Here is a 21,337-nt window from a genome sequence, read left to right on the forward strand (position 1 = left end):
CCTGCCTTGGTTTAGTGGACGAACCGCGCCACCACGTCGCGGTAGCTGCGGCTGACCTTCACCTGCGCGCCCGAATCGAGCACGAGGAAACATTCGCCATTGGTGTGCGGCTTGACCTGCTTGACCAGGTCGAGATTGACGATGGTCGAACGGTGGACGCGCTGGAAACGGCGCGGGTCGAGGCGCTTTTCGAGGTCCTTCATCGTCTCGCGAAGGATCAGCGTGTTGTCGCCGGTGTAGATGCACATGTAATCGCCGGCGGCGTCGATCCGCTCGATCGTGTCGACATCGACGCGGAAGATCTGGCCGCGGTCCTTGATGTTGATCAGCTTCTCGAAGCGGTTGGACGCGACTTCGCCGTCGCTGGCGGCGGCCATCTCGTCGGCGGCGTCGGGCGCCACTTCGGCGAGCACTTCCTTGAGCTTCTCGATCTCCTCGACGCCGCGCTTCTCGCTCAGGCGCTGACGGACACGCTCGATCGTGTCGGCGAGGCGCGAGGGCTCCACCGGCTTCATGAGATAGTCCATCGCCTGGGCTTCGAAGGCGCGAATGGCGTGATCGCTATAGGCGGTGACGAAGACGAAGAGCGGCGGCTCGATCTCCATCAGCCCCTGGACGACGGAGAAACCGTCGAAGCCGGGCATCTGGATATCGAGGAAAACAAGGTCTGGTTTGTGGGTTTTGATCGAACGGATCGCTTCGCGCCCGTTCGCGCATTTGTCGATGATCTCGACGTCGTCATGTTCCTGGAGCCTCAATTCGAGCCCCTGGATGGCCAGGGGTTCGTCGTCTACCAGGATGGTGCGGATGGTCATGCGGCCTCTCGGTTCGGTTCCTCGATCTGGAACGGTATCTCGATCTCAACGCTGAACCCCTTCCCTGGGTCCGAACGCGCCTCGAATCGATGATCAGGCCCGAATGCTTGGGCCAGCCGCTCCTTAATATTGGCGAGCCCCACGCCAGTTGAAAGGGTCGGCCGCTGCCGGGCCTCGATCAATCCCGGACCCGTATCGGATACGGCGATCTGCACTCGTTCTCCGGCGAGCCGAGCGGAGACGGTGATATCAGCGCCCTCTTCCTGCGGCGTGACGGCATATTTGATCGCATTTTCGACCAAAGGCTGGAGCAGCAGTGACGGCAACCGGGCCATGGCGACGCGGTCGTCGATCTCGAAATGGGTGCGCAGCCGCTCGTCGAAGCGCATCTTCTCGATCTCGAGATAGAGCTTCAGCGTCTCGGCCTCCTGCTGGAGCGTGACGTGGGCAGTGGGCTCGTTGGCCAAAGTGTAGCGCAGGAAGGACGACAGGCGGCTCAGCATGATGTTCGCCCGCTCGGTCTGCTTGAGCAGCACCAGCGTCGAGATCGAGTTCAGCGTGTTGAACAGGAAATGCGGGTTGAGCTGATAGCGCAGCATCGCCAGCTGGGCCTGGCTCGCCTGAATCTCGAGCGTCTGCATCTGGTCGATCTGCTGCTCGACGATCAGATAGAAGTTGATCGCGAAATAGAGCGCGGACCAGCCGGCGAGCACGGTGAAGTTGATGAACACCGTGCCGGTGACCAGCGTGAGCGTGATGCCCGGGGTGGGCATGCGGACGAAGGAATAGATGAACGCGTCGAGCACCGCATAGATGGCGGTGGCGAGGCCGAGCGTCGCCAGCGTCAGCAGGATGCCGGGCACGCGCGGGAGCTTGCGATAGGTGCTGTAGAGCGCCGAGAGCAGCAGCGTGAGGCAATAGCCGATGATCGCCTCGACGATGCCGGCGATCGCGCCTTCGATCGGCTGCGAGTTCGAGACCGAGGAGACGGTGCGCAGCAGCAGATAGCCGGTCCAGCCGCCGGCCTGGAGCATCCAGAAGGCGCGGTTCTTGTCCTCGAAGAACGGACGCGACAGCGCGGCAGGCTGCTTCAACGGCCGCGCGAGGAACGGGGAGCTAGGGTCCAGGGTCGCCACGCCCTGCCTCTAACACCGCTCGCCGGACGGGGCAAAGAGGCGTAGCTTCGCGCGGCCGGCACAAGACCGGCGCAAATGGAGAGCGAGGATGGACCAGGGCGGCGAACGCGCGAAATTCCATGCGATGGCCGAGGGCACGGCCGAGGACTGGGCGATCATCGGCGGGGCGTTTCGCGGCTTTGCCGGCGGGCTTCCGGACCGGATCCTCACGCACCTCAAGCTGCTCGACGGCGATTTCGGCGGGTTCGCGATCGACCGGCTCCAGCATTCGCTGCAGACTGCGACGCGCGCGCACCGCGACGGCAGGCCTGAGGATTATGTGGTGATGGCGCTGCTCCACGACATCGGCGACACGCTGGGGAGCTATAACCATCCCGAGATCGCCGCGGCGATCCTCAGGCCGTTCGTCAGCGAGGAACTGCACTGGATCGCCGACAAGCACGGCGCCTTCCAGGGCTATTATTTCTTCCACTATCTCGGGATGGACCGCGACGTGCGCGAGAATTTCCGCGGGCACCCGCATTTCGAGGCGTGCGCGGAGTTCTGCGCGAAATACGACCAGGCGGCGTTCGACCCGGCCTATGACAGCGCGCCGCTCGACTTTTTCGAGCCGATGGTGCGCCGGGTGTTCGCGCGGCCGATCAACAGCATCTACGCCAAGGCCGCCGAAGCGGCGTGATCCGACGCTGCGCCGGGTTTCGGCGCCCGCCCGCTTCCCCAAACGAAAACCGCCGCCCCGGTTGCCCGGAGCGGCGGCTTTTCTGGTCGTGACGCGGTGGCTTAGAAGGCCATCACGATCGAGCCGGTGATCGAGCGCGGCGTGCCGATGATGGCGTTGCCGATCGAGTAGCGGTTCGGAAGACCCACGAAGCCCGACGAACCGGTCAGGCCGCCGACGTAGAAGCGGTCGAACAGGTTGCTGACGTTCAGCTGGAAGTAGGTCTTGTTGCCGTCGAGCAGCTGGCCGAAGTTGAAGCGGACGTCGAGGTCGACAACCGCATAGGCCGGCATCTTCGCAGTGTAGATCTGGTACTGCGAAGCGGTCGGGCAGAGGCCGCCCGAGATCGTGCCCGCGCAGGCATAGACCGGGAGGTTCTCGTCGTTGACGAAGCGGCCGCCGGTGTACTTCGACTGCACGCCGAGGTCGAACAGACCCACGGTGCCCTGCACGCGGCCACCGAACGTCCAGTCGGGCGAGCCGCCTTCGCGCTTGCCGGCCGTCTGGAAGTAGTTGGTCACGCCGCCCGACGTCACGCCGGCCTCGATGTTGTCCTGGATCTTCGAGTGCAGGTACGAGGTGAAGGCGTAGACGAGCAGGTCGCGGGTCGGACGATACGAGATCGACGCATCGAAGCCGTACTTATCGACCTTGCCGAGGTTACGGTAGATGCTGGTGTCGCTCTCGATGTCGTAGACCGAGACGGTGCGGTTCTGGAACTTGGTGTACCAGCTGGCCAGCTGTGCCTGGATCTTGCCCGAGTTGTAGCGCAGGCCCAGATCGAAGCTGTCGGTGGTCTCCGGCTTCGGCGTCGCCTGCTCCGAACCCGACGCATAGTAGAACGAGTTGTACAGGTTGTCCGTGCCGGGGACCGAGAGGCCCTTGGCGTAGCTGGCATAAACGCTGAAGCCGTCACCGAACTTGTAGGTCAGGCCGATGTTCGGCAGCGCGCGGTTATAGTTGAACTCGCGCTTCTGCGGCGGTGCGAAACCAACCACGCAAGCGCGGGTGGTGATGGCGCACGAACCCGTGGTCGGACGGGCAACCGCGCCGACCGTCGTCACGCCCGGACCGAAGAAGGTGTACGGGTTGGCAGCCTGATAGGCCGCAGTCTGGCTCGGCGAGACGCACGACACGTTGCCGTTGCCGGCGACGGTGAAGCAGCGCTGGTCGAGGCGACGCTGGAAGAACGGCGCACGCACGCCGATGTTCACGATCAGCTTCTCATCGAGGAACTGGCCGCGATATTCGCCCGACACCTGGTTGAGCATCGCGATCGACTTGCGGTCACGCTTTTCGATCGCGGCGCCGGTGGCGTCGAGGATCGGGTCGTTGACCGGGAAGACGTCGAACGGCTCGCCGTTCGGCATCACATAGCCCGCTTCGCCGGTCTGGCGGTGGCGGCCATAGTCGAACGTGTAGTTCAGGCGGACGCGGTTGTTGTCGTCCAGGTCATAGGCGAGACCGGCGACTGCGCCGAAGCGGCGGGTCTGGGTCTGGCTGGGCGCAACACCGAGGATGGTGTCGAGCGTGTCGCCGTCGCCGTTGAGATCGCGGCCGACATAATAGCCGAAGCCGGCCGGCGAGAAGTTGCCGGTGTTCGGGCCGGTGTTGATCACGCCGGTCATGCCGTCATTGACCGCCGTCTGGCTCAGATTCGCCTTGCTCTCGAGCAGGCTGACCGTGCCGCCGCCATTGGCCTTGGTGTACTGGTAGCTGGCGTCGAGCGTGAAGGTCAGCTTGTCGCTCAGCGAGAAGCGCGAACCGAAGCGCAGGCTGCCGGTGTTCGACGGATTGTAGCGGCGATCGAATTCCTGACCGCAGCTTGCGCCCGCGGTCGGAGCGGCCGGGGCTGCCGACGGCACATCCGCGAGGCCCGGGCGGGCGGCGGTGTTGATCTGGCACGGGTAGTTGATGTTGTAGAAGCGCTCATCGCGGTTATGCGGGAAGCGGTTTGCGCTGTTCGGGCCGACGATGCGGGCCGCGAGGTTGGTGTTCGACTGAGTGCTGTCAGTGCGCAGCGGAACCGAACCGAAGAAGTTGTTGCGGTTCTCGTTATACTGGCCGCCGAGCGAGACGAAGTCGCCATTGTCGCCCAGGCTCTTGTACAGACGGAAGTTGTACTGCTGCTTCTTCAGCTTGCCGTAGTTGTTGAACGGCTGGCGCGCTTCGAGGTTCGAAGCCGAGAAGAAGGCGCGGACGCCCGAATGCGCGATGTCGCCGGTGTCGACCATGCCGAACACGCGGAACATCGGACGGCTCATGTTGTTGCCGATGCCGATATAGTCACCATAGGTGCCCGACAGCATGCCGCCGAAGGTCTCCGAGGGGACGCGCGTACGGATGTTGACGGTGCCGCCGACGGCCGATGCCGTGGGGCTGTCCACATCGGTGGTGCCCAGGTTGACGCTGACCGAGTCGAGCGTTTCCGGATCCTGCTGCTGGTTGGTGTAGATCGCGTAGTTGCCGGTGTCGTTCAGCGGAATGCCGTCCAGCGTCTGCGAGATGCGCGAGCTGTCGAAGCCGCGGATCGTGAACGTGCCGCCGGCTGCGCCGGTCGCGTCGTTGTTTTGGAAGCTCACACCCGGGACGAGGTTGATGATCTCGTTGACGGTCTGGCCGGGGCGCTGGTGCGAGATGGTCTCGGCGCCAACGGTCACACGCGACTTGGGCACGTCAGGGATGGTGATCTGGTTGGTGTTCACGCGCGAACCGGTGACGACGATTTCTTCGCCTTCGAAGTCCGCGGAACCGGTCGACTGCGCAAAAGCGCTCGCCGGGACCATCAGCGCGGCAAAAGCCACGCCCGCAAAAAGCTTGGTGCGCATTAGAGGTGTTTCCCTTTCGGTGTGTGCTTATCGTGTGCACTGAACGCGGTGCGGTTCACCGTCGTCGCCGCCCATGCGATTAATTTATGTCGGTCCTGTGACAGTCAATCCGTGACCTGTTGAGTGCGGTGGTTAATGCACGATTCAGGATTGTTGCGTTGCAAAAAAGTCACTCCGAATTACCGACTATTTCGAGCCATTCCCCCTCTGAAATCACGCGAATCCCGAGGTCCGCGGCCTTTTTGAGCTTCGAGCCGGCGCCGGGGCCCGCAATCACCAGATCAGTCTTCGCCGAGACCGATCCGGCGACTCGGGCACCGAGCGATTCGGCCTGGGCCTTGGCTTCGTCGCGACTCAGTTCCTCGAGCGTGCCGGTGAAAACCAGCGTCTTTCCCGAGACTTCCGATTCGCGCGTCTCGACGATGAAGGGCGGCGGCGCGACCTGGCCGCCATCGGCGCCGACCAGGTCGTTCCACACCGCGCGGTTGTGCGGTTCGTGGAAGAAATCGGCCAAAGCCTGACCTACCGCGCCGCCGACATTCTCGACGCCGATATGCTCGGCGATCGCCTTGTCGAGGCGGGCGCGGTGCTTTGTTTCGGTTTCGCCCAGCACCGCCGGACTGGCGTCGCGCAACGCGATGACCTCGTCGGCGAGTGCCTGGAGCGCCCCCATTGTTGCATAGCGTTTCAACAGGTCTCGCGCCGTGATCGCGCCGATATGGCGGATGCCCAGGCCGAAGAGCAGCCGCGCGGCATCGGGCGCGCGCTTGGCCTCGATCGCCGCCATCAGTGCATCGACCGATTTCTCCTGCCAGCCCTCGCGCCCGACCAGGTCGTCGCGGTGCGCGCCGAGGCGGAATATGTCGGCCGGCTCGGCGATCCAGCCCAGTTCGAGGAATTCGGCGAGCGTCTTCTCGCCCAGCCCCTCAATGTCGAGCGCGCCACGGCTGACGAAATGCTTGAGCCGCTCGAGCCGCTGCGCAGGGCAGATCAGCCCGCCGGTGCAGCGGACATCGACTTCGCCTTCCTCGGCCACCGCTTCGGAATCGCAGATCGGGCAATGGGTGGGGAAGACATAGGGGGGGCGCGCTTCGTCGCGGGTGAGGTTCTCGACGATCTGCGGGATTACGTCGCCGGCGCGCTGGAGGACGACGCGGTCGCCGGGGCGCACGCCAAGCCGGGCGACTTCGTCGGCATTGTGCAGCGTCGCATTGGTGACGACGACACCGCCGACGGTGACGGGCTCCAGTCGTGCGACCGGGGTGAGCTTGCCGGTGCGGCCGACCTGGATGTCGATCGCGCGCAAAATCGTCTGGGCGCGCTCGGCAGGGAATTTGTGCGCCAGGCCCCAGCGCGGGAAGCGGCCGACAAAACCGAGCCGGGTCTGCCAGTCGAGCCGGTCGATCTTGTAGACCACCCCGTCGATATCGAATGGGAGATCGGCGCGCACTGTCTCGATCTTGCGATACTGGGCCAGCGCGGCGTCGAGGTCGACCGGGCCGGTGAACAGGTCCGACACCGGGAAGCCCATCGCCGCGATCGCGCGGATCACCGCGACCTGGGTCTCGCCGGGCAGCGACGTGGTTTCGCCCCAGCCCCAGGCGAGGAAGCGCAAGGGACGCGATGCGGTGACGGCGGCATCCTTCTGGCGCAGCGAGCCGGCGGCGGCGTTGCGCGGATTGGCGAACTGGCGAGCTTCCTTGCCGCTCTCCTCGGCCTCGGCGAGGAGGCGGGCGTTCAAGGCGGCGAAGTCGTCCTTCGCCATATAGACCTCGCCGCGGACCTCGAAGATTTCCGGCGCGCCCGAGATCGTCTGGGGAATGTCGGCGATTGTGCGGGCGTTGGCGGTCACGTCCTCGCCGATCTGGCCGTCGCCGCGGGTGAGCGCCTGGACCAGCTTGCCGTTCTCGTAGCGCAGCGAGCAGGACAGGCCGTCGATCTTGGGTTCGGCGGTGAGCGCCACGGCCTCGTCGTCGCTGAGCGCGAGGAAGCGACGGACGCGGCCGAGGAAGTCGGCGACGTCCTCGTCCTGAAAGCCATTGTCGAGGCTGAACATCGGGCGGGCATGCGCGACCTTGGCGAGCCGGCCCGAAGGTGCCGAGCCGACCAGCTTCGACGGCGAATCGGCGCGGACCAGATCGGGGAAGGCAGCCTCGATCGCAGTGTTGCGCCGCATCAGCGCGTCATAATCCGCGTCGCTGATCTCGGGCGCATCCTCGGCGTGGTAGAGCCGGTTGTGGTGCGCGATCTCGGCAGCGAGCTTCTCGAGCTCGAGGGCGGCTTCTTGCGGGTGCTGCGGCAGGGACTCCATGATGCCGGGTTAGGCTGGGCGCGGGTTGGCGATCAAGCTTGAACGCGCGGGCGCGGACGACGACATAGGCCGCAATGCGCTTTGCCCGGATCGTTCTCGCCATCTTGCTCTGGGCCGTGGTCGCATTGTGCGTCTCCGCCACGGTTGCGCCCTTCTTCCTCGACCGGATTTATTATCGCGGGCCGGTGAGTAGCCATTTCGACGGGCAGCGCTTCTTCAATCCCGATGGCGACGCGCTCGATATCTCGCCGGCGCGGCGCAACCGGCTGCTGTGGCAGCAGGCGTTCGGCGATGCGACGCGGCCGGCCTGGCCGGACAAGGTGGCGGTGGCGCCGGGCAAGCCGCCGGCGCGCGTCGAGGGCGGGGAGATGCGAGTCACCTGGATCGGGCATGCCAGCGTGCTGGTACAGGCGGACGGCCTGAACATCCTGACCGATCCGGTGTGGAGCGAGACGGTTGGGCCGTTCGGCTTCGGGCCGAAGCGAGTGGCGGAGCCGGGGGTGCGCTTCCAAGATCTGCCGCGGATCGACCTCGTCCTCGTCAGCCATAATCACTATGACCATATGGATCTGCCGACGCTCAAGCGGCTGTGGGCGCGCGACAAACCGCGCATCGTCACCTCGCTCGGCAATGACGCAATCCTCCGCTCTGCCGGCATTCCGTCTTTCGCGCTCGACTGGGGGCAGGAGATTCCGGCGCGCCTTTGCCATAGCGACGTGCCGCAGACCGGCGAGCCTTGCGGGCGCTATTCGATGGCGGTTGTATCCCGCAGCCATCACTGGGGCAGCCGCTGGTTCGCCGATCGCAGCCGGGCGCTTTGGTCGAGCTTCGTGGTGACGCTGCCGCATGGCAATTTCTTCTTCGCGGGCGATACCGGGCTCGGGGACGGGAAGTGGCCCGCCGAGGCGGCGGCGCACGGGCCGATCCGCTTTGCTGCGATCCCGATCGGGGCGTTCCGCTTCGACGAGGGTCAGATGGCAGGCGCCAGCCATATCGGGCCGCAGGGTGCAATCCAGGTGTGGGACGGGCTCGGCCGCCCGTTCGCGATGCCGGTGCATTGGGGCACGTTCCGCCTGTCGCGCGAAGGCTATGCGACGCCGCCGGTCATGCTGCGCGGCATGCTGCGCTGTGCGGGCGAGGACCCGGCGCGGTTCGGGGCACGGCGGATCGGCGAGACCTTCGCGGTGCCGCCGCTCGGCGCGGTACCCCGCGCGCCCGATTATGCTGCGCTTCGGGCCTGTATCGCCGGTGGCCGGTTCGACGCGCTGCGCTGATCCGCCGGATTCGGCACCCCCGTATTTTCAGGTGCTTGTAGGGACTCGGCGCGCGGGGTTATCGTCGCCGCGAATCCGGGAGGGGTCCCCAGTGAACGACCGCGCGATGGGCGCCGTGCGACGCTATGATACGACGATCGACCGCGCCGGCCTTGCGCTCGGCGCGGGCAGTGCGTTTGCGGGGCTGATCGTGCTCGGCCTGCTGCTGCTCGGCGGCAAGCGCGATGCGCTGAGCCTGGTGAGCGGCTGGCTGATCGGCAGCCTGATCGCCGGCATCGCGATCACTGCGGTGGGCGGGCCGATCTGGCTGGTGATGCACGTCGCCGGCCTGCGCCGCGCGCGGCATGCTGCAATAGTCGGCGCGGTCACGGCGCTCGCGATCTTCGTCGGCGCGCAGACCTATGGCTTCGGGCTGTTCGAGATGCCGCCGATGGACAATCGCGCGCTGCTGTTCCGCTGGATCAGCGCGATCGCCTCGAGCGGGATCCTGGCGCTGTTCGCCGGGGCGACGGCGGTGCTGATGTGGCGCATCGCCTATCGCCCCGAACGCTAGCGCCGGGCAGTAAAGCCTAGCCCGGCTTGCATTCGCCGGTGCGGTGGCCGTCGAGCAGCATCGTCATCTTCATGCGCTGGGCGGGATCTTCGGGCTGCTGATCGATGTCGAGACGGATCGCGAAGCTTTCCGCGGCATAGGTGCCCGACACAGCGACATCGACCTTCGAGCCCGGCTCGTCACCCTGGCAGCTCAGCGTGCCGTCGAACTTGCCGCCGCCCATCGTCAGCTTCTGATAGTGGCATTCGGTACCGAGCATCTCGAAGATCTGCGCCGGCTCGGGCGCGGCGAGATCGGTGCCCGAATGGCAGACGCTCTCGACCTTCTTCATCTCCTTGGCCTTGGCGATCGCCGCGTCGCGATCGGCGCCCGGCGCCATGCCGGGCAGGTCGAACGCGGCGATGGTGATCGCGCGGTCCCACTGGCCCATGTGCATCGGGCCGCCGGGCCTGGCCTTGGCATAGGCGGCCGCCACCTGATCGGCGCTCGCGTCGGTGATCGTGAAGCCGTCGCTCGCCTGGCCGGCGCCCGTCAGCAGCACCAGCGCGGCGGCTGCGGCGGGCGCCGCCAGGGCGCGGATCATGCCTTGCACTCGCCCAGGCGCTTGCCGGTCATCCGGACGGTCATCGACGATTCCTTGGTCTGGCCCGGCACGGTCTGGCGCTGGGTCATGGTCAGGTCGTAGCTGGTCTTGGTCTGGCTGCCGTTGATCGTCATGTGCGACTTGCCCATCGGCGTGTCGCATTCCATCACCGCGTCGATCTTGCCGCTGACAACCTGGTATTTCGGGAACTTGCAGCCGCGCTGCATCGGCGAGAGCTTGGAGAGGTCGATCGGCTTGACGTCCTCGGCCTTGCGGCAGCTGGTCTCGGTCTTGGGCGGCTTGCCGACTTCGGCCTTCATCTGCGAAGCGATCGGCTCGGGTACGCCGCCGGTCTCGATCGCGACGAGCTGGAAGCTGTTCTCCCACTGGCCCGGCTGGCTGGCGGTCTTGGCATCGGCCGCGGCGCTCTGCTTGGCGACTTCCTCCATGCTGGCATTCTCGAGCCGGATCTCGCCGGTCGCGCGCGCGCTTTCCTCGGTCGAGGGGCCCTTGTTGCAGGCGGCGAGCGGGAGCAGCAGCGCTCCGGCGGCGAGAATGGTCAGGCGCATGATGTTCCCCCTGGGGTTGGCGTATGGCGCAGCCACACCCCATATTCCCCGCGATGGCAATCCAGATTCGCACCAGCCTGGCCGAGCCCGAGACCGGGCAGGCCTTCGTCCCGCACCGCCCGCAGCGCCCCGACAAGCTCGAGGGCGGCCGGGCGTTCAAGCTCGTCAGCGAATATGAGCCTTCGGGCGACCAGCGCTTCGCGATCCCCGAGCTCGTCGAGCAGGCGAAGGCGGGTGAGCGCGACCAGGTGCTGCTCGGCGTCACCGGGTCGGGCAAGACCTATACGATGGCCAAGGTGATCGAGACGCTGCAGCGCCCGGCGCTGATCCTCGCGCCCAACAAGATCCTGGCGGCGCAGCTCTATGGCGAGTTCAAGAGCTTCTTCCCCGAGAACGCGGTCGAATATTTCGTCAGCTACTACGACTATTACCAGCCCGAGGCCTATGTCGCCCGGTCTGACACGTACATCGAGAAGGAAAGCTCGGTGAACGAGGCGATCGACCGGATGCGGCACTCCGCCACCCGCTCGCTGCTCGAACGTGACGATGTGATCATCGTGGCATCGGTCTCGTGCCTGTACGGCATCGGATCGGTCGAGACCTATTCGGCGATGATCTTCGACCTGAAAAAGGGCCAGGTCGCCGACCAGCGCGAGATCATCCGCAAGCTCGTCGCGCTCCAGTACAAGCGCAACGACCAGGCCTTTGCACGCGGCAATTTCCGGGTGCGCGGCGACAGCCTCGAGATCTTCCCGTCGCACTATGAGGACACCGCCTGGCGGATCAGCTTCTTCGGCGACGATATCGAAGAGATCACCGAGTTCGACCCGCTGACGGGCGCGAAGGTGGCGAGCCTCAACTACATCCGCGTCTTCGCCAACTCGCACTATGTGACGCCCGGGCCGACGATGAAGCAGGCGATGGAGGGCATTCGCCACGAGCTGAACGAGCGGCTCAAGGAGCTGGAGATCGAGGGCAAGCTGCTCGAGCATCAGCGGCTGGAGCAGCGAACCAATTTCGACCTCGAGATGATCGCGGCGACCGGCTCTTGCGCGGGCATCGAGAATTACTCGCGCTTCCTCACCGGCCGCCTGCCCGGCGAGCCGCCGCCCACTTTGTTCGAGTATCTGCCCGAGAACGCGCTGCTGTTCGTCGACGAGAGCCACCAGACGATCGGCCAGATCAACGGCATGTCGCGCGGCGATCACCGCCGCAAGGTGACGCTGGCCGAATATGGCTTCCGCCTGCCGAGCGCGATCGACAACCGGCCGCTGCGCTTCAACGAGTGGGAGGCGATGCGCCCGCAGACCGTCTATGTCTCGGCGACGCCGGGCGGCTGGGAGATGGAGCAGACCGGCGGCGTGTTCGTCGAGCAGGTGATCCGCCCGACCGGGCTGATCGACCCGCCGGTCGAGATCAAGCCGGTCGAGGAGCAGGTTCAGGACCTGATCGTCGAGTGCAAGAAGACCACCGCGATGGGCTATCGCACCTTGGTGACCACGCTCACCAAGCGGATGGCCGAGGATCTGACCGAATATATGCACGAGGCGGGCGTGAAGGTCCGCTACATGCACTCGGACACCGAGACGCTGGAGCGCATCGAGCTGATCCGCGACCTGCGGATGGGCGTGTACGACGTGCTGGTCGGCATCAACCTGCTGCGCGAGGGCCTCGACATCCCCGAGTGCGGGCTGGTCGCGATCCTCGATGCCGACAAGGAAGGTTTCCTGCGCAGCGAGACTTCGCTGATCCAGACGATCGGCCGCGCGGCGCGTAACGTAGAGGGCCGGGTGATCCTCTATGCCGACCGCATCACCGGATCGATGGAGCGCGCGCTCGCCGAGACCGGGCGCCGACGCGAGAAGCAGCACGAATATAATCTCGAGCACGGCATCACGCCCGAGACGATCAAGCGCAACATCGGCGACATCATCGCGCATGTGTCGAACAAGGACCAGGTGACGGTCGAGATCGACGCCGATCGCCCGCACATGGTCGGCCACAACCTCCGTGCGTACATCGAGGAGCTCGAGAAGAAGATGCGCGATGCCGCAGCCAACCTCGAGTTCGAGGAAGCCGGCCGCCTGCGCGACGAGATCCGCGCGCTGGAGCAGGAAGAGCTTGGCCTGCCACCGGGCGAGCACAAGGCGCCGGTGATGGGGCGGAGCAACGAAGGCAAGCCGGGCACGCGCAAGACGCGGTACGGCAAGGTCCAGAAGAAATGGGGCGGGGGCAGCCGGCGATAAGCCGCGCTGCTTGCATCGCGCATAGTTAGCGCTAACATTCGCTCGAAGCCAGAGCGGCGGACTGTGATCCGTCGCCGGCAACGGAGGGATGTCGATGCGCTTGAAGGCATTTTCGAGCTTTGCGGTGCTTGCCCTGGTCGCGTGCAGCGGGGGCAGTGCCTCGGCGGGCGGGGGCGGGGCGACATCGGTCACGCCGACGCCGACTGCCAGTGCTTCGCCGACACCCACGCCCACCCCGAGCGCGCCGGTCTATACGGCCAAGGCTGCCTTTGTGCCGACCACCGGCATCTCGCTGCCGATCGGCAAATGCGTGAACATGGGCAATCACCTCGAGGCGCCCAATGAAGGCGATTGGGGCCGCGCGATCGTCGACAATGACTTCACGATCATCAAGACGGCCGGGTTCAACACGGTGCGCGTGCCGGTGCGCTGGTCGACGCATGCGCTGGCGGCGGCGCCCTATACGATCGACGCGGCGTGGATGGCGCGGGTGCGGCACGTCGTCGACACCGCGCGGGCGGCGGGGCTCAACGTGATCCTAAACGTCCATCATTATGAGGAAATGGCGACCGCGCCGGCGGCGCATGCCGTGCGCTTCGCCGAGATTTGGAAGCAGGTCGCGGCCGAATTCGCCAGCGAGCCGACGGCGTCGGTGTGGTTCGAGCTGATGAACGAACCCAATGGCGCGCTCAACGACACCAACCTCCAGGCGATCCTTGCGCCTGCGCTCGCCAATGTCCGCGCGACCAATCCGACGCGCCCGGTGATCATCGGCGGCCAGGGCTGGAGCGGGGTGGATTCGCTGGCGACGGTGTGGATCCCCTCCGATCCCTATGTCGTGGCGACGATCCACACCTATGACCCGTTCGCCTTCACCCACCAGGGCGCGACCTATGTGACGCCCACGCCGCCGCTCGGGCGCGTGTTCGGCAGCGCGGCGGACTATGCCGAGCTCAACGCCAATCTGGCCAAGGTGCAGGCCTATATGAGCCGCACCGGGCGCAGCGTGTTCGTTGGCGAATATGGCGTGCACGACGATCCCGCGATCCCGCTTTCGGAGCGGGTCAAATATTACGGCACGATCACCTCGGCCTACGCGTCGATCGGGGTGCAGAGCTGCGCCTGGGCCTATACCAACACGTTCAAGCTGCGCGACGGCAGTGCCTGGCTGCCCGGCATGGTCGAAGCGATCCAGACCACGACGACGCTACAATAAGTCGTTTCGCCGCCGCGGCGGTTGAGCCGTTCGGGGAGTTCCCGCATAAGGCCGCGATGCGCCGCCAACTGCTCGTCTTCGCCTCCGCACTCGCCATTGCGGGCTGTTCGGAAACGCCGTCCATCGTGCCGGCGCCCGCGCCGCGCCCGGCTCCGCTGCCCACCCCCATGCCGACGCCTGCCCCCGCACCCGCGCCGACGCCGACGCGCAGTGCCGATTGGCGCGACTGGCCGCTGACGCCCGGCAACTGGGCCTATCGCCAGGACGGACGCGGCTCGATCGCGCTGTACGGCGTGGCGGGCGGCGAGGCCGAACTGACGCTGCGCTGCGACAGCGGACGTGGCCGCGTTGTGTTCTCGCGCCGTGGAGGGGGTACCGCGAACCTCACGCTGCGCACGACCAGCACGCTGCGCCAGCTTGCCGTGCAGCCGGTGGCGGCGGGCACCTCACCCTGGCTCGCCGCGGAGCTGGCGCCGCGCGACCCGGCGCTAGATGCGATGGGCTATAGCCGCGGGCGGTTCCTGGTGGAGGGTGCAGGCCTGCCGACCATCGTGGTGCCCGCTTATGCCGAGATCCTGCGCGTCGCCGAGGATTGCCGGGGATAGATCGGCCGCCCTCGCGCATTGATGCGGCGAGGAGAGAGGCGATGATCCGCAAGCTCAAGTCGGGCGAGTACCGGCTCTATTCGCGCAAGGTCGATCCCGACACGCACAAGCGCCGCAATCTTGGCACATTCGACACGCGCGCGGCTGCGGAGAAGCACGAGCGCGAGGTGCAATATTTCAAGCGGCACTAGGGCGGCGGGCTGACGTTCCAGCGATGTGTGGGGAGCTCCGGCGCCGGCTTTCGGCCCAGAACTCCAAGAATCGCTCAGAAAAAGATTTTATACAAGACTTGTTCTGCGACTCGCGGTGATTCAAATAGTTGGCGTGCCCGACGCAGGGTACGTGCTCTTCAACTGGCGAAAGGAGGTGATCCGATGTCTCATGGTTCAGCAATGGGGTCGGTTCAGTTCGTTCGGGAGACGCACCGCTAAGCGGAGAACGCGATCGGAAGCCCTCCGATCGTAAGGCGCACGGGAGGTATTCTCCTCCAATCAACGGCGCCAGTTCGAAGCAAAGCGGTCCGCATGGTCTCCCGGGCTGGAACATCCGGCCGCTGTGACCATGTCGGAGGTCGCCGGGTCGTCGGGAGACGCCTCGGCGACCTCTTTCATTTTACGCTATGCGAACCTCGCGACGGGCGAGGAGCGGCGGCCTGCCAGGGCCGCCTCTTTATTGTGCGGCCTCCGCCTCGGCCTTTTTGGCCACGCCCGCGCTGATCTGCCCCATTTGCGACGCGGCGCTGCGATTGCCCCGGCCGTAATAGAGGCCGGTGAGATAGGCGCGGTCGCTGGTGGTCAGCGTCGTCGGACCGGCCACAGTGCCGGGCTCGAACAGGCGCAGGATCGTATTGTCGTCCGCCGCAAGCTTTTCGGGGCGGCTCTGCATCAGGCCGCGCATCGCCGCATAGTCGGCGACCTGCATGAGGTTCTTGCCGAGCGTCGCGCGCGTCTCGATCACCACATAGGCGAGCTCGATTTCCTGCTGCGTCGGCGGGTTGATGATCGATGCCTGCGACACGCGCAGCACGGGCTTGCCGTTGCCGACGGTGATGCGCGCGCCGTTCATGCTGGTGTCGCTCTCGCTCGAGCTGGACAGGCCGATCGCCTGGCCATCCTCATTGTGGATGCCCGTGACCGTCCAGCTGCGCGCGGCGGCCTGCGACGCGAGCAGGCGCTTGCGCTTGGCGGAGTCCATGTCGGTGAACTGGCCGGGATAGAGGCGGTAGAGCTCGCGCGTGAATTCGCGGCCGTCATCGACGATCACGACGACCAGATTGGGCCGGCATTTGGCGCCCCCGGGCGAGGCGCCGGCTTCGGCCGCGACCTTGCGGATCCGCGCGGCGACCTTGGCCGCATAGACTTCGGTGAACCCCGACACGAAGGGACAGACCTCGTCGCCGAACCGCGCCAGCTGCCCCTCCACGGGCACCGACATCCGGCCGACCAGCGCGCGCGCCTGTTCCTTGGCGCTGAGCGTCTTGCCGCGCACGACGATGTTGGAATCGGGATCGGACGCCGGGCGCTCCTGCGCGACGGCCGAGCCTGCCAGGAGCAGCGCCGCTGCGGTTCCGATGCCGTGAAACAGTCCTCGCATATACGCCTCGCTGAACAATCAGACGGCGTTGTATCGCATCGATTTGCGGCGGCCAACGGCCCGATCGGGCCTGGCTTCCAATTCGACGCGTGGGGGCTGGTTACCCGTTCGGGTCACCGCGCCGGCTCGAAGCGAAACCCGCGCACGGCCCCGTCAAAACTCTTCGAGCCCAGTACGAGCATGTTGTTGCCGTCGAGCAGGGCGACCGGCGCGGGCAGGCGGAGCTTCTGCCAGCCGGTGCCGGCCGGCACGTGCAGCGTGAACGGCGTGCCGTTGAGCGTGACCGTCAGCGCGCCGCCGGCCCCGGACTTGGCTTCGACCTCGACCGAGAAACTGCCGCCGCCGTCTGCGGAGAGCGAGTAGCGCATCCATTCGCCCGGCTTGAAGTCGCTGACATAAAGGCTCTCGCCCTCCTCGCGGGCGATATCGACGCCGTCGTTGCGCCAAGTCCGGCCGTTATTCCACAACGTCCGCGCCTTGCCCGTGGAGACATGGTAATTGGCGTCGTCGGTGTCGGAATAGGCGACGCCCGCGGGGCCGATATCATAGTCGACCGCATCGACCGCGCCGCCTTCCGCCGTGACCAGCAGCGGCGCCGAGGGGCGCGGGCTGGGATCGTGCGGCTGGCGCAGCATCGCGTCGACCACATCCTGGTGGAACTGGTTGTTCTCGTGGCGGATGTCGTGGCGGGCGAGCTGCATCAGCGTGGCATAGGCTTCGTCGGCGCTCGGACGCGGGCCCTTGCCGGTCCAATAGGCGACGAGCTTCGCCCAGCCGGGGTTGGGCGTGATCTCGAGCGGGTTGTTGAAGCCGATCTTCTTGAGCGGCCAGAAGGCCCAGCCAATATCGTGCTTCTCTACCAGGGCGATCGCGTCGCGGAACCAGACGTTCGAATTCTCGCCCGATTCCCCGAGCCAGAGCGGCATGTTCCAGGTCTCGCGCAGCTTGAGCACGCCGGCGATCGAGGCCTCGTCGTTGGCGTTCCAATATTTGTGGAAGCTGAGCGCGGTGTTCTTGTCGGTAAAGGGCAGTAGGCCGGCATAATTGTTGCCCCAGCAATTGCCCTCGATCACCAGCATGTGGCGCTTGTCGACTTCGCGAATTGCCGCGGCGATGTCGGTGTAGAGCTGCTTGAGCGGGGCGCTGTCCGTCTCCTTGCAGCCATGGTCGCCGCCCGGCGCGGTGAAGTCCCAATTGGGCTCGTTGAGCACGTCATAGGCGCCGATGCCCGGTTCATTGGCGTAGCGCTGGGCGAGCTTGCGCCATATCGCGATCGTCTTGCGGCGGTTCTCGGCGCTCTGCCACAGCGAGGGCTTGGCGGGGTCGCGGTCGGCGATCGGCAGGTCGTTGCCCTGGCCGCCCGGTGCGGCGTGGAGATCGAGGATCAGATACATGCCGTTCGCCCTGGTCCAGGCGAGCAGGGTGTCGATGCGGCGAAAGCCATCCTCGAGCCAGCTGTCCTTGCCGGCCACCGGTTCCTTCTCGATGGGCAGAGTCAGGAGATAGTAGTGGATCGGCAGGCGGACCGAGTTCATTCCCCAGCGCGCCATCATGTCGATGTCCGTCTTGCGAATATGGTTGTCGAGCCAGGCCTGGTAGAATTCGGCGGTCTTCTCCTCGCCGATCAGCTCGGCGATCGCGGCGCGGATGCGGTATTGCTGGCCCGAGCCGAGTTGCCCGAGCTGGAGCATATAGCCCTCCTGCAGCATCCAGCCGCCGAGCCCCATTCCGCGCAGGAGGACTTCCTTGCCGCTCTCATCGACGATGCGCGGGCCATCGGCGCGCAGGAAGCTCTGCGCAGATGCTGGCAACGTTGTCATGCAGGCGAGCAGGGCGAGCGCGAGCGTCTTCATTCCGGGCGGTCCTCTCTGTGATTTTAAGGGAGCCTAGCGCGGGGATGGGCCGGGCGTCGAGGCCCTCAGCCGATGATCGGATACTTCTCGCGCAGTCGATCGGCGATGCGCTCGACCGCGGCGTTCTCGTCCGCGTTGCCGCCGGGGGTGATCGACCAGTTGCAGTGCGGATGCGTCGCGGCGCTGTAGAGCTTCACCGCGCCCAATACCGTGCGCCAGCGCCCCCGCCTGCCGCCGACTTCGCGCTGCAGGATGGCGAGGAACTGGTCGAGCAGATCGGCCGAATTCATGCGCCGTCCGCCGCCAGGCCCTTGAGGCGGTAGAGCATTTCGAGCGCTTCGCGTGGGCTCAGGCTGTCGATGTCGATCGCGCCGAGCTCGGTGCGCAGCGTGTCGACGGCTTCCTCTTCCTCCACGGCCATGGCGGCGAAGAGGGGGAGGTCGTCGAGCCCTGCGGCAAGCCCGCCGGTCTGGGCGCGGCCCGCCTCGAGCTTGTCGAGCACTGCCTTGGCGCGCTTGATCGTCACCGGCGGCAGGCCGGCGAGGCGGGCGACGGCGAGGCCGTAGCTGCGGTCGGCCGGGCCCTCGGCGACTTCGTGGAGCAGGACGAGATCGCCCTTCCATTCGCGCGCGCGGACATGGTGGAGGGTGAGCGCGTCGCAGCGCTCGGCCAGCCGGGTCAGCTCGTGATAGTGCGTGGCGAACAAACACCGGCACCGGTTGTCCTCGTGGATCGCCTCGACCACGGCCCAGGCGATGGCAAGACCGTCATAGGTCGAGGTGCCGCGGCCGACTTCGTCGAGGATGACGAAGCTGCGCGGGGTCGCCTGGGCGAGAATCGCGGCGGTCTCGACCATCTCGACCATGAAGGTCGAGCGGCCGCGCGCGAGATTGTCCGAGGCGCCGACGCGGCTGAACAGCCGGTCGACCATGCCGAGCGTGGCGCGCGTGGCAGGAACATAGCTCCCGGCCTGGGCAAGCACTGCGATCAGCGCGTTCTGGCGCAGGAAGGTCGACTTGCCGCCCATGTTCGGGCCGGTGACCAGCCAGAGGCGGCTGGCTTCGGAGAGGTTGCAGTCGTTTGCGACGAAGCGGCCGCCGCTCTTCGCCACGGCCTCCTCGACCACCGGGTGGCGGCCGCCGTCGATCTCGAAACAGGCATGTTCGACGAGATGCGGCCGGGCCCAGCCACCCTCGGCGGCGCGCTCGGCGAGGCCGGCCGAGACGTCGATCCGGGCGAGTGCATCGGCGGTACGGGCGATGGTCTCGCGGTCTGAGAGGGCTCGCGTGGTGAGCTCTTCGAGATGCGCGGCTTCGGCGGCGAGGCCGTGCGCGCCGGCCTGCGTCACCTTGAGCGCGACTTCGTGGAGCTCGGGGGCGTTGAAGCGGACGACGCCGGCGAGCGTCTGGCGGTGGGTGAAGCCCGAATCCTGCGCCATCAGCGGGTCGGCATTCTTCGCCGGAACCTCGATATGATAGCCGAGCACGCCATTATGGCGGATCTTGAGCGAGCCGATGCCGGTGCGTGCCTTGTATTCGGCCTCGAGCGCGGCGATCGCGCGGCGGCCGCCGGCGCCGGCATCGCGCAGATCGTCGAGCGCGGCGTCATAGCCCTCGGCGATATAGCCGCCATGTGCGGCATCGACCGGCGGCTCGGGGACGAGCGCGCGGCTGAGCAGGTCGATCAGCGCGCCGTGGCCGCGCATCTGCGGGATCAGGTCGGCGAGGAGCGGCGGGATGCCCGTTGCCTCCAGCCGCTCGGCAAGGCGCCAGGCGCCGTCGAGCCCATCGCGCAGCTGGCCGAGATCACGGGGGGAGCCGCGTCCGGCGGCGATGCGGCCGAGCGCGCGGCCGATGTCGGGCATCGCCCTGAGCGCGCCGCGGACCATGTCGCGCAGCAAGGAATCGTCATGGAAATGGGTGACGAGATCGAGCCGCGCCTCGACCGCGGGGCGGTCCATCAAGGGTGCGGCGATATCGGCGCCGAGCAGGCGCGCACCGGCGCCGGTGACAGTGCGATCGACGCTGTCGAGCAGGCTGCCCTTGCGGGTGCCTCCGCTGCTGACGGTCAGCTCGAGGCTCTCGCGCGTCGCCGCGTCGATCGCCATCGCTGCCTCGGTGCGCGAAAGACGGGGCGGGCGCAGGAAGGGGAGCGCGCCCTTGGCGGTGTGCTCGAGATAGGCGGCGAGGCCCCCGGCAGCGGCGAGCGCGGCTCGGGAGAAGGCGCCGAAACCGTCGAGCGTCGCGACGCCGAACAGCCGCTTCAATCGCGCCTCGCCGCCGGCGCTGTCGAAATCCACCTTGGGCCGCGTGACGGTGGCGAGCTCGTCGAACGCCGATCCGTCGGCGACCACTGTTTCGGCGGGTGACAGGCGGGCGACTTCGGCGGCGGCGCGGTCGGCGGTGGTCTCGACGATCTCGAACAGGCCGGTCGAGATGTCGGCACAGGCGATCGCGACGCTGCCGCCCGCCTCTCCGATCGCGACGCACCAGTTCGCCGTGCGGCTGTCGAGCAGCGCCTCCTCGGTCAGCGTGCCGGCAGTGACGACGCGGACGATCGCGCGGTTGACCAGCGCCTTGGAGCCCATGCGCTTGCGCGCTTCCTCGGGCGTCTCGGTCTGGTTGGCGATGGCAACGCGGTGGCCGGCCTTGATCAGCCGGGCAAGATAGCCCTCCATCGCGTGGACGGGGACGCCGCACATCGGGATGCGCTCGCCCTCATGCTCGCCGCGTGCGGTGAGCGCGATATCGAGCACCGCGCTGGCGACCTTGGCATCGTCGAAGAACAGCTCGAAAAAGTCGCCCATTCGGTAGAACAGCAGGCAATCCTCGGCCTCCGCCTTCAGGGCGAGATATTGCGCCATCATCGGGGTGGGAGCTGTCGAGGCCATGCCCGGCCCGGACTAGCCGAACGCCTCCGTCGATCAACACCCGATGCACGCTTTTCTGGGGACAAAGCGCGATGTGCGGGATTCCGCACAGTTGGGCGATATTATCAGACCAGGAACGCTGCGGACTCAGCCATATTTGCGGCATTC

General features: G+C 66.6%; 17 protein-coding genes. 7 read left to right on the plus strand and 10 right to left on the minus strand.

The genetic code is table 11. From position 1 onward, the window contains the following. Positions 1–11: 11 nt before the first annotated feature. On the minus strand, positions 12–815 hold the full coding sequence (locus HZY97_RS18045; RefSeq protein WP_180147108.1) for a LytTR family DNA-binding domain-containing protein: 804 nt from the start codon (positions 813–815) through the stop codon (positions 12–14). After that, on the minus strand, positions 812–1,849 hold the full coding sequence (locus tag HZY97_RS18050) for a sensor histidine kinase (RefSeq protein ID WP_180147529.1): 1,038 nt from the start codon (positions 1,847–1,849) through the stop codon (positions 812–814). The genes HZY97_RS18045 and HZY97_RS18050 overlap by 4 nt, the downstream gene beginning before the upstream one ends. Positions 1,850–2,039: 190 nt before the next feature. On the opposite strand from HZY97_RS18050, the gene HZY97_RS18055 reads away from it, so the two are divergent. Beyond that, positions 2,040–2,630, plus strand: a complete 591-nt coding sequence (locus tag HZY97_RS18055; protein ID WP_180147111.1) for an HD domain-containing protein — start codon at positions 2,040–2,042, stop codon at positions 2,628–2,630. A 101-nt stretch (positions 2,631–2,731) separates the two neighbouring features. Here the strand turns inward: HZY97_RS18055 and HZY97_RS18060 are convergent, their stop codons facing one another. Together HZY97_RS18060 and ligA are read right to left on the minus strand one after the other, a co-directional pair. After that, positions 2,732–5,497 carry a TonB-dependent receptor gene (locus tag HZY97_RS18060; protein WP_180147114.1) on the minus strand — a complete coding sequence of 922 codons (2,766 nt, stop codon included), beginning with the start codon at positions 5,495–5,497 and terminating at the stop codon, positions 2,732–2,734. Between the two features lie 169 nt (positions 5,498–5,666). Next, positions 5,667–7,808 carry an NAD-dependent DNA ligase LigA gene (gene ligA, locus HZY97_RS18065; RefSeq protein ID WP_180147117.1) on the minus strand — a complete coding sequence of 714 codons (2,142 nt, stop codon included), beginning with the start codon at positions 7,806–7,808 and terminating at the stop codon, positions 5,667–5,669. Positions 7,809–7,882: 74 nt separating this feature from the next. On the opposite strand from ligA, the gene HZY97_RS18070 reads away from it, so the two are divergent. Together HZY97_RS18070 and HZY97_RS18075 are read left to right on the plus strand one after the other, a co-directional pair. Further along, positions 7,883–9,082 (plus strand): MBL fold metallo-hydrolase, encoded by a 1,200-nt coding sequence (locus tag HZY97_RS18070; protein ID WP_180147120.1) that lies wholly within the window; start codon positions 7,883–7,885, stop codon positions 9,080–9,082. Between the two features lie 91 nt (positions 9,083–9,173). Continuing rightward, positions 9,174–9,635, plus strand: a complete 462-nt coding sequence (locus HZY97_RS18075) for a hypothetical protein (protein ID WP_180147123.1) — start codon at positions 9,174–9,176, stop codon at positions 9,633–9,635. 16 nt (positions 9,636–9,651) lie between these two features. Here HZY97_RS18075 and HZY97_RS18080 read toward each other — a convergent pair whose 3' ends face one another. Then, on the minus strand, positions 9,652–10,218 hold the full coding sequence (locus HZY97_RS18080; protein ID WP_180147126.1) for a DUF3617 family protein: 567 nt from the start codon (positions 10,216–10,218) through the stop codon (positions 9,652–9,654). Beyond that, the gene (locus HZY97_RS18085; protein ID WP_180147129.1) at positions 10,215–10,787 is read right to left on the minus strand and encodes a DUF3617 domain-containing protein; all 573 of its coding nucleotides are present in this window, start codon (positions 10,785–10,787) and stop codon (positions 10,215–10,217) included. The genes HZY97_RS18080 and HZY97_RS18085 overlap by 4 nt, the downstream gene beginning before the upstream one ends. Positions 10,788–10,840: 53 nt before the next feature. Here HZY97_RS18085 and uvrB point away from each other — a divergent pair, with 53 nt between their 5' ends. The 4 genes from uvrB to HZY97_RS18105 all read left to right on the plus strand — a co-directional run bounded on the left by uvrB (position 10,841) and on the right by HZY97_RS18105 (position 15,045). Further along, positions 10,841–13,033, plus strand: coding sequence for an excinuclease ABC subunit UvrB (gene uvrB / locus HZY97_RS18090; RefSeq protein WP_180147132.1), 2,193 nt, complete (start codon positions 10,841–10,843; stop codon positions 13,031–13,033). Positions 13,034–13,127: 94 nt separating this feature from the next. After that, the gene (locus tag HZY97_RS18095; RefSeq protein ID WP_257215147.1) at positions 13,128–14,249 is read left to right on the plus strand and encodes a glycoside hydrolase family 5 protein; all 1,122 of its coding nucleotides are present in this window, start codon (positions 13,128–13,130) and stop codon (positions 14,247–14,249) included. Between the two features lie 56 nt (positions 14,250–14,305). Then, entirely contained in the window at positions 14,306–14,854 is a 549-nt protein-coding gene (locus tag HZY97_RS18100; protein WP_180147134.1) for a hypothetical protein, read from the plus strand. A gap of 41 nt (positions 14,855–14,895) precedes the next feature. Further along, positions 14,896–15,045, plus strand: coding sequence for a hypothetical protein (locus HZY97_RS18105; protein ID WP_180147137.1), 150 nt, complete (start codon positions 14,896–14,898; stop codon positions 15,043–15,045). Positions 15,046–15,523: 478 nt separating this feature from the next. Here the strand turns inward: HZY97_RS18105 and HZY97_RS18110 are convergent, their stop codons facing one another. From HZY97_RS18110 to mutS, 4 genes are all read right to left on the minus strand, one after another. Then, positions 15,524–16,447, minus strand: a complete 924-nt coding sequence (locus tag HZY97_RS18110) for a hypothetical protein (protein ID WP_180147141.1) — start codon at positions 16,445–16,447, stop codon at positions 15,524–15,526. A gap of 113 nt (positions 16,448–16,560) precedes the next feature. Then, positions 16,561–18,300 (minus strand): cellulase family glycosylhydrolase, encoded by a 1,740-nt coding sequence (locus tag HZY97_RS18115; protein WP_180147144.1) that lies wholly within the window; start codon positions 18,298–18,300, stop codon positions 16,561–16,563. A gap of 65 nt (positions 18,301–18,365) precedes the next feature. After that, positions 18,366–18,590 (minus strand): hypothetical protein, encoded by a 225-nt coding sequence (locus tag HZY97_RS18120; protein WP_180147147.1) that lies wholly within the window; start codon positions 18,588–18,590, stop codon positions 18,366–18,368. Further along, the gene (mutS, locus tag HZY97_RS18125; RefSeq protein WP_180147534.1) at positions 18,587–21,166 is read right to left on the minus strand and encodes a DNA mismatch repair protein MutS; all 2,580 of its coding nucleotides are present in this window, start codon (positions 21,164–21,166) and stop codon (positions 18,587–18,589) included. The genes HZY97_RS18120 and mutS overlap by 4 nt, the downstream gene beginning before the upstream one ends. Positions 21,167–21,337: the final 171 nt, after the last annotated feature.

This window comes from Sphingomonas sp. R-74633 (assembly GCF_013416555.1).
In the GTDB taxonomy this organism is placed as follows: Bacteria; Pseudomonadota; Alphaproteobacteria; order Sphingomonadales; family Sphingomonadaceae; genus Sphingomonas.

Bases quoted from the DNA above. Each gene is read 5' to 3' on its own strand.
- HZY97_RS18110 (WP_180147141.1), bottom strand. From the start codon at position 16,447: ATGCGAGGACTGTTTCACGGCATCGGAACCGCAGCGGCGCTGCTCCTG.
- uvrB (WP_180147132.1), top strand. From the start codon at position 10,841: ATGGCAATCCAGATTCGCACCAGCCTGGCCGAGCCCGAGACCGGGCAG.
- HZY97_RS18080 (WP_180147126.1), bottom strand. From the start codon at position 10,218: ATGATCCGCGCCCTGGCGGCGCCCGCCGCAGCCGCCGCGCTGGTGCTG.
- HZY97_RS18070 (WP_180147120.1), top strand. From the start codon at position 7,883: ATGCGCTTTGCCCGGATCGTTCTCGCCATCTTGCTCTGGGCCGTGGTC.
- HZY97_RS18060 (WP_180147114.1), bottom strand. From the start codon at position 5,497: ATGCGCACCAAGCTTTTTGCGGGCGTGGCTTTTGCCGCGCTGATGGTC.
- HZY97_RS18045 (WP_180147108.1), bottom strand. From the start codon at position 815: ATGACCATCCGCACCATCCTGGTAGACGACGAACCCCTGGCCATCCAG.
- HZY97_RS18055 (WP_180147111.1), top strand. From the start codon at position 2,040: ATGGACCAGGGCGGCGAACGCGCGAAATTCCATGCGATGGCCGAGGGC.
- HZY97_RS18100 (WP_180147134.1), top strand. From the start codon at position 14,306: ATGCGCCGCCAACTGCTCGTCTTCGCCTCCGCACTCGCCATTGCGGGC.
- HZY97_RS18120 (WP_180147147.1), bottom strand. From the start codon at position 18,590: ATGAATTCGGCCGATCTGCTCGACCAGTTCCTCGCCATCCTGCAGCGC.
- HZY97_RS18115 (WP_180147144.1), bottom strand. From the start codon at position 18,300: ATGAAGACGCTCGCGCTCGCCCTGCTCGCCTGCATGACAACGTTGCCA.
- HZY97_RS18050 (WP_180147529.1), bottom strand. From the start codon at position 1,849: ATGCTCCAGGCCGGCGGCTGGACCGGCTATCTGCTGCTGCGCACCGTC.
- HZY97_RS18105 (WP_180147137.1), top strand. From the start codon at position 14,896: ATGATCCGCAAGCTCAAGTCGGGCGAGTACCGGCTCTATTCGCGCAAG.
- HZY97_RS18085 (WP_180147129.1), bottom strand. From the start codon at position 10,787: ATGCGCCTGACCATTCTCGCCGCCGGAGCGCTGCTGCTCCCGCTCGCC.
- ligA (WP_180147117.1), bottom strand. From the start codon at position 7,808: ATGGAGTCCCTGCCGCAGCACCCGCAAGAAGCCGCCCTCGAGCTCGAG.
- HZY97_RS18095 (WP_257215147.1), top strand. From the start codon at position 13,128: ATGCGCTTGAAGGCATTTTCGAGCTTTGCGGTGCTTGCCCTGGTCGCG.
- mutS (WP_180147534.1), bottom strand. From the start codon at position 21,166: ATGATGGCGCAATATCTCGCCCTGAAGGCGGAGGCCGAGGATTGCCTG.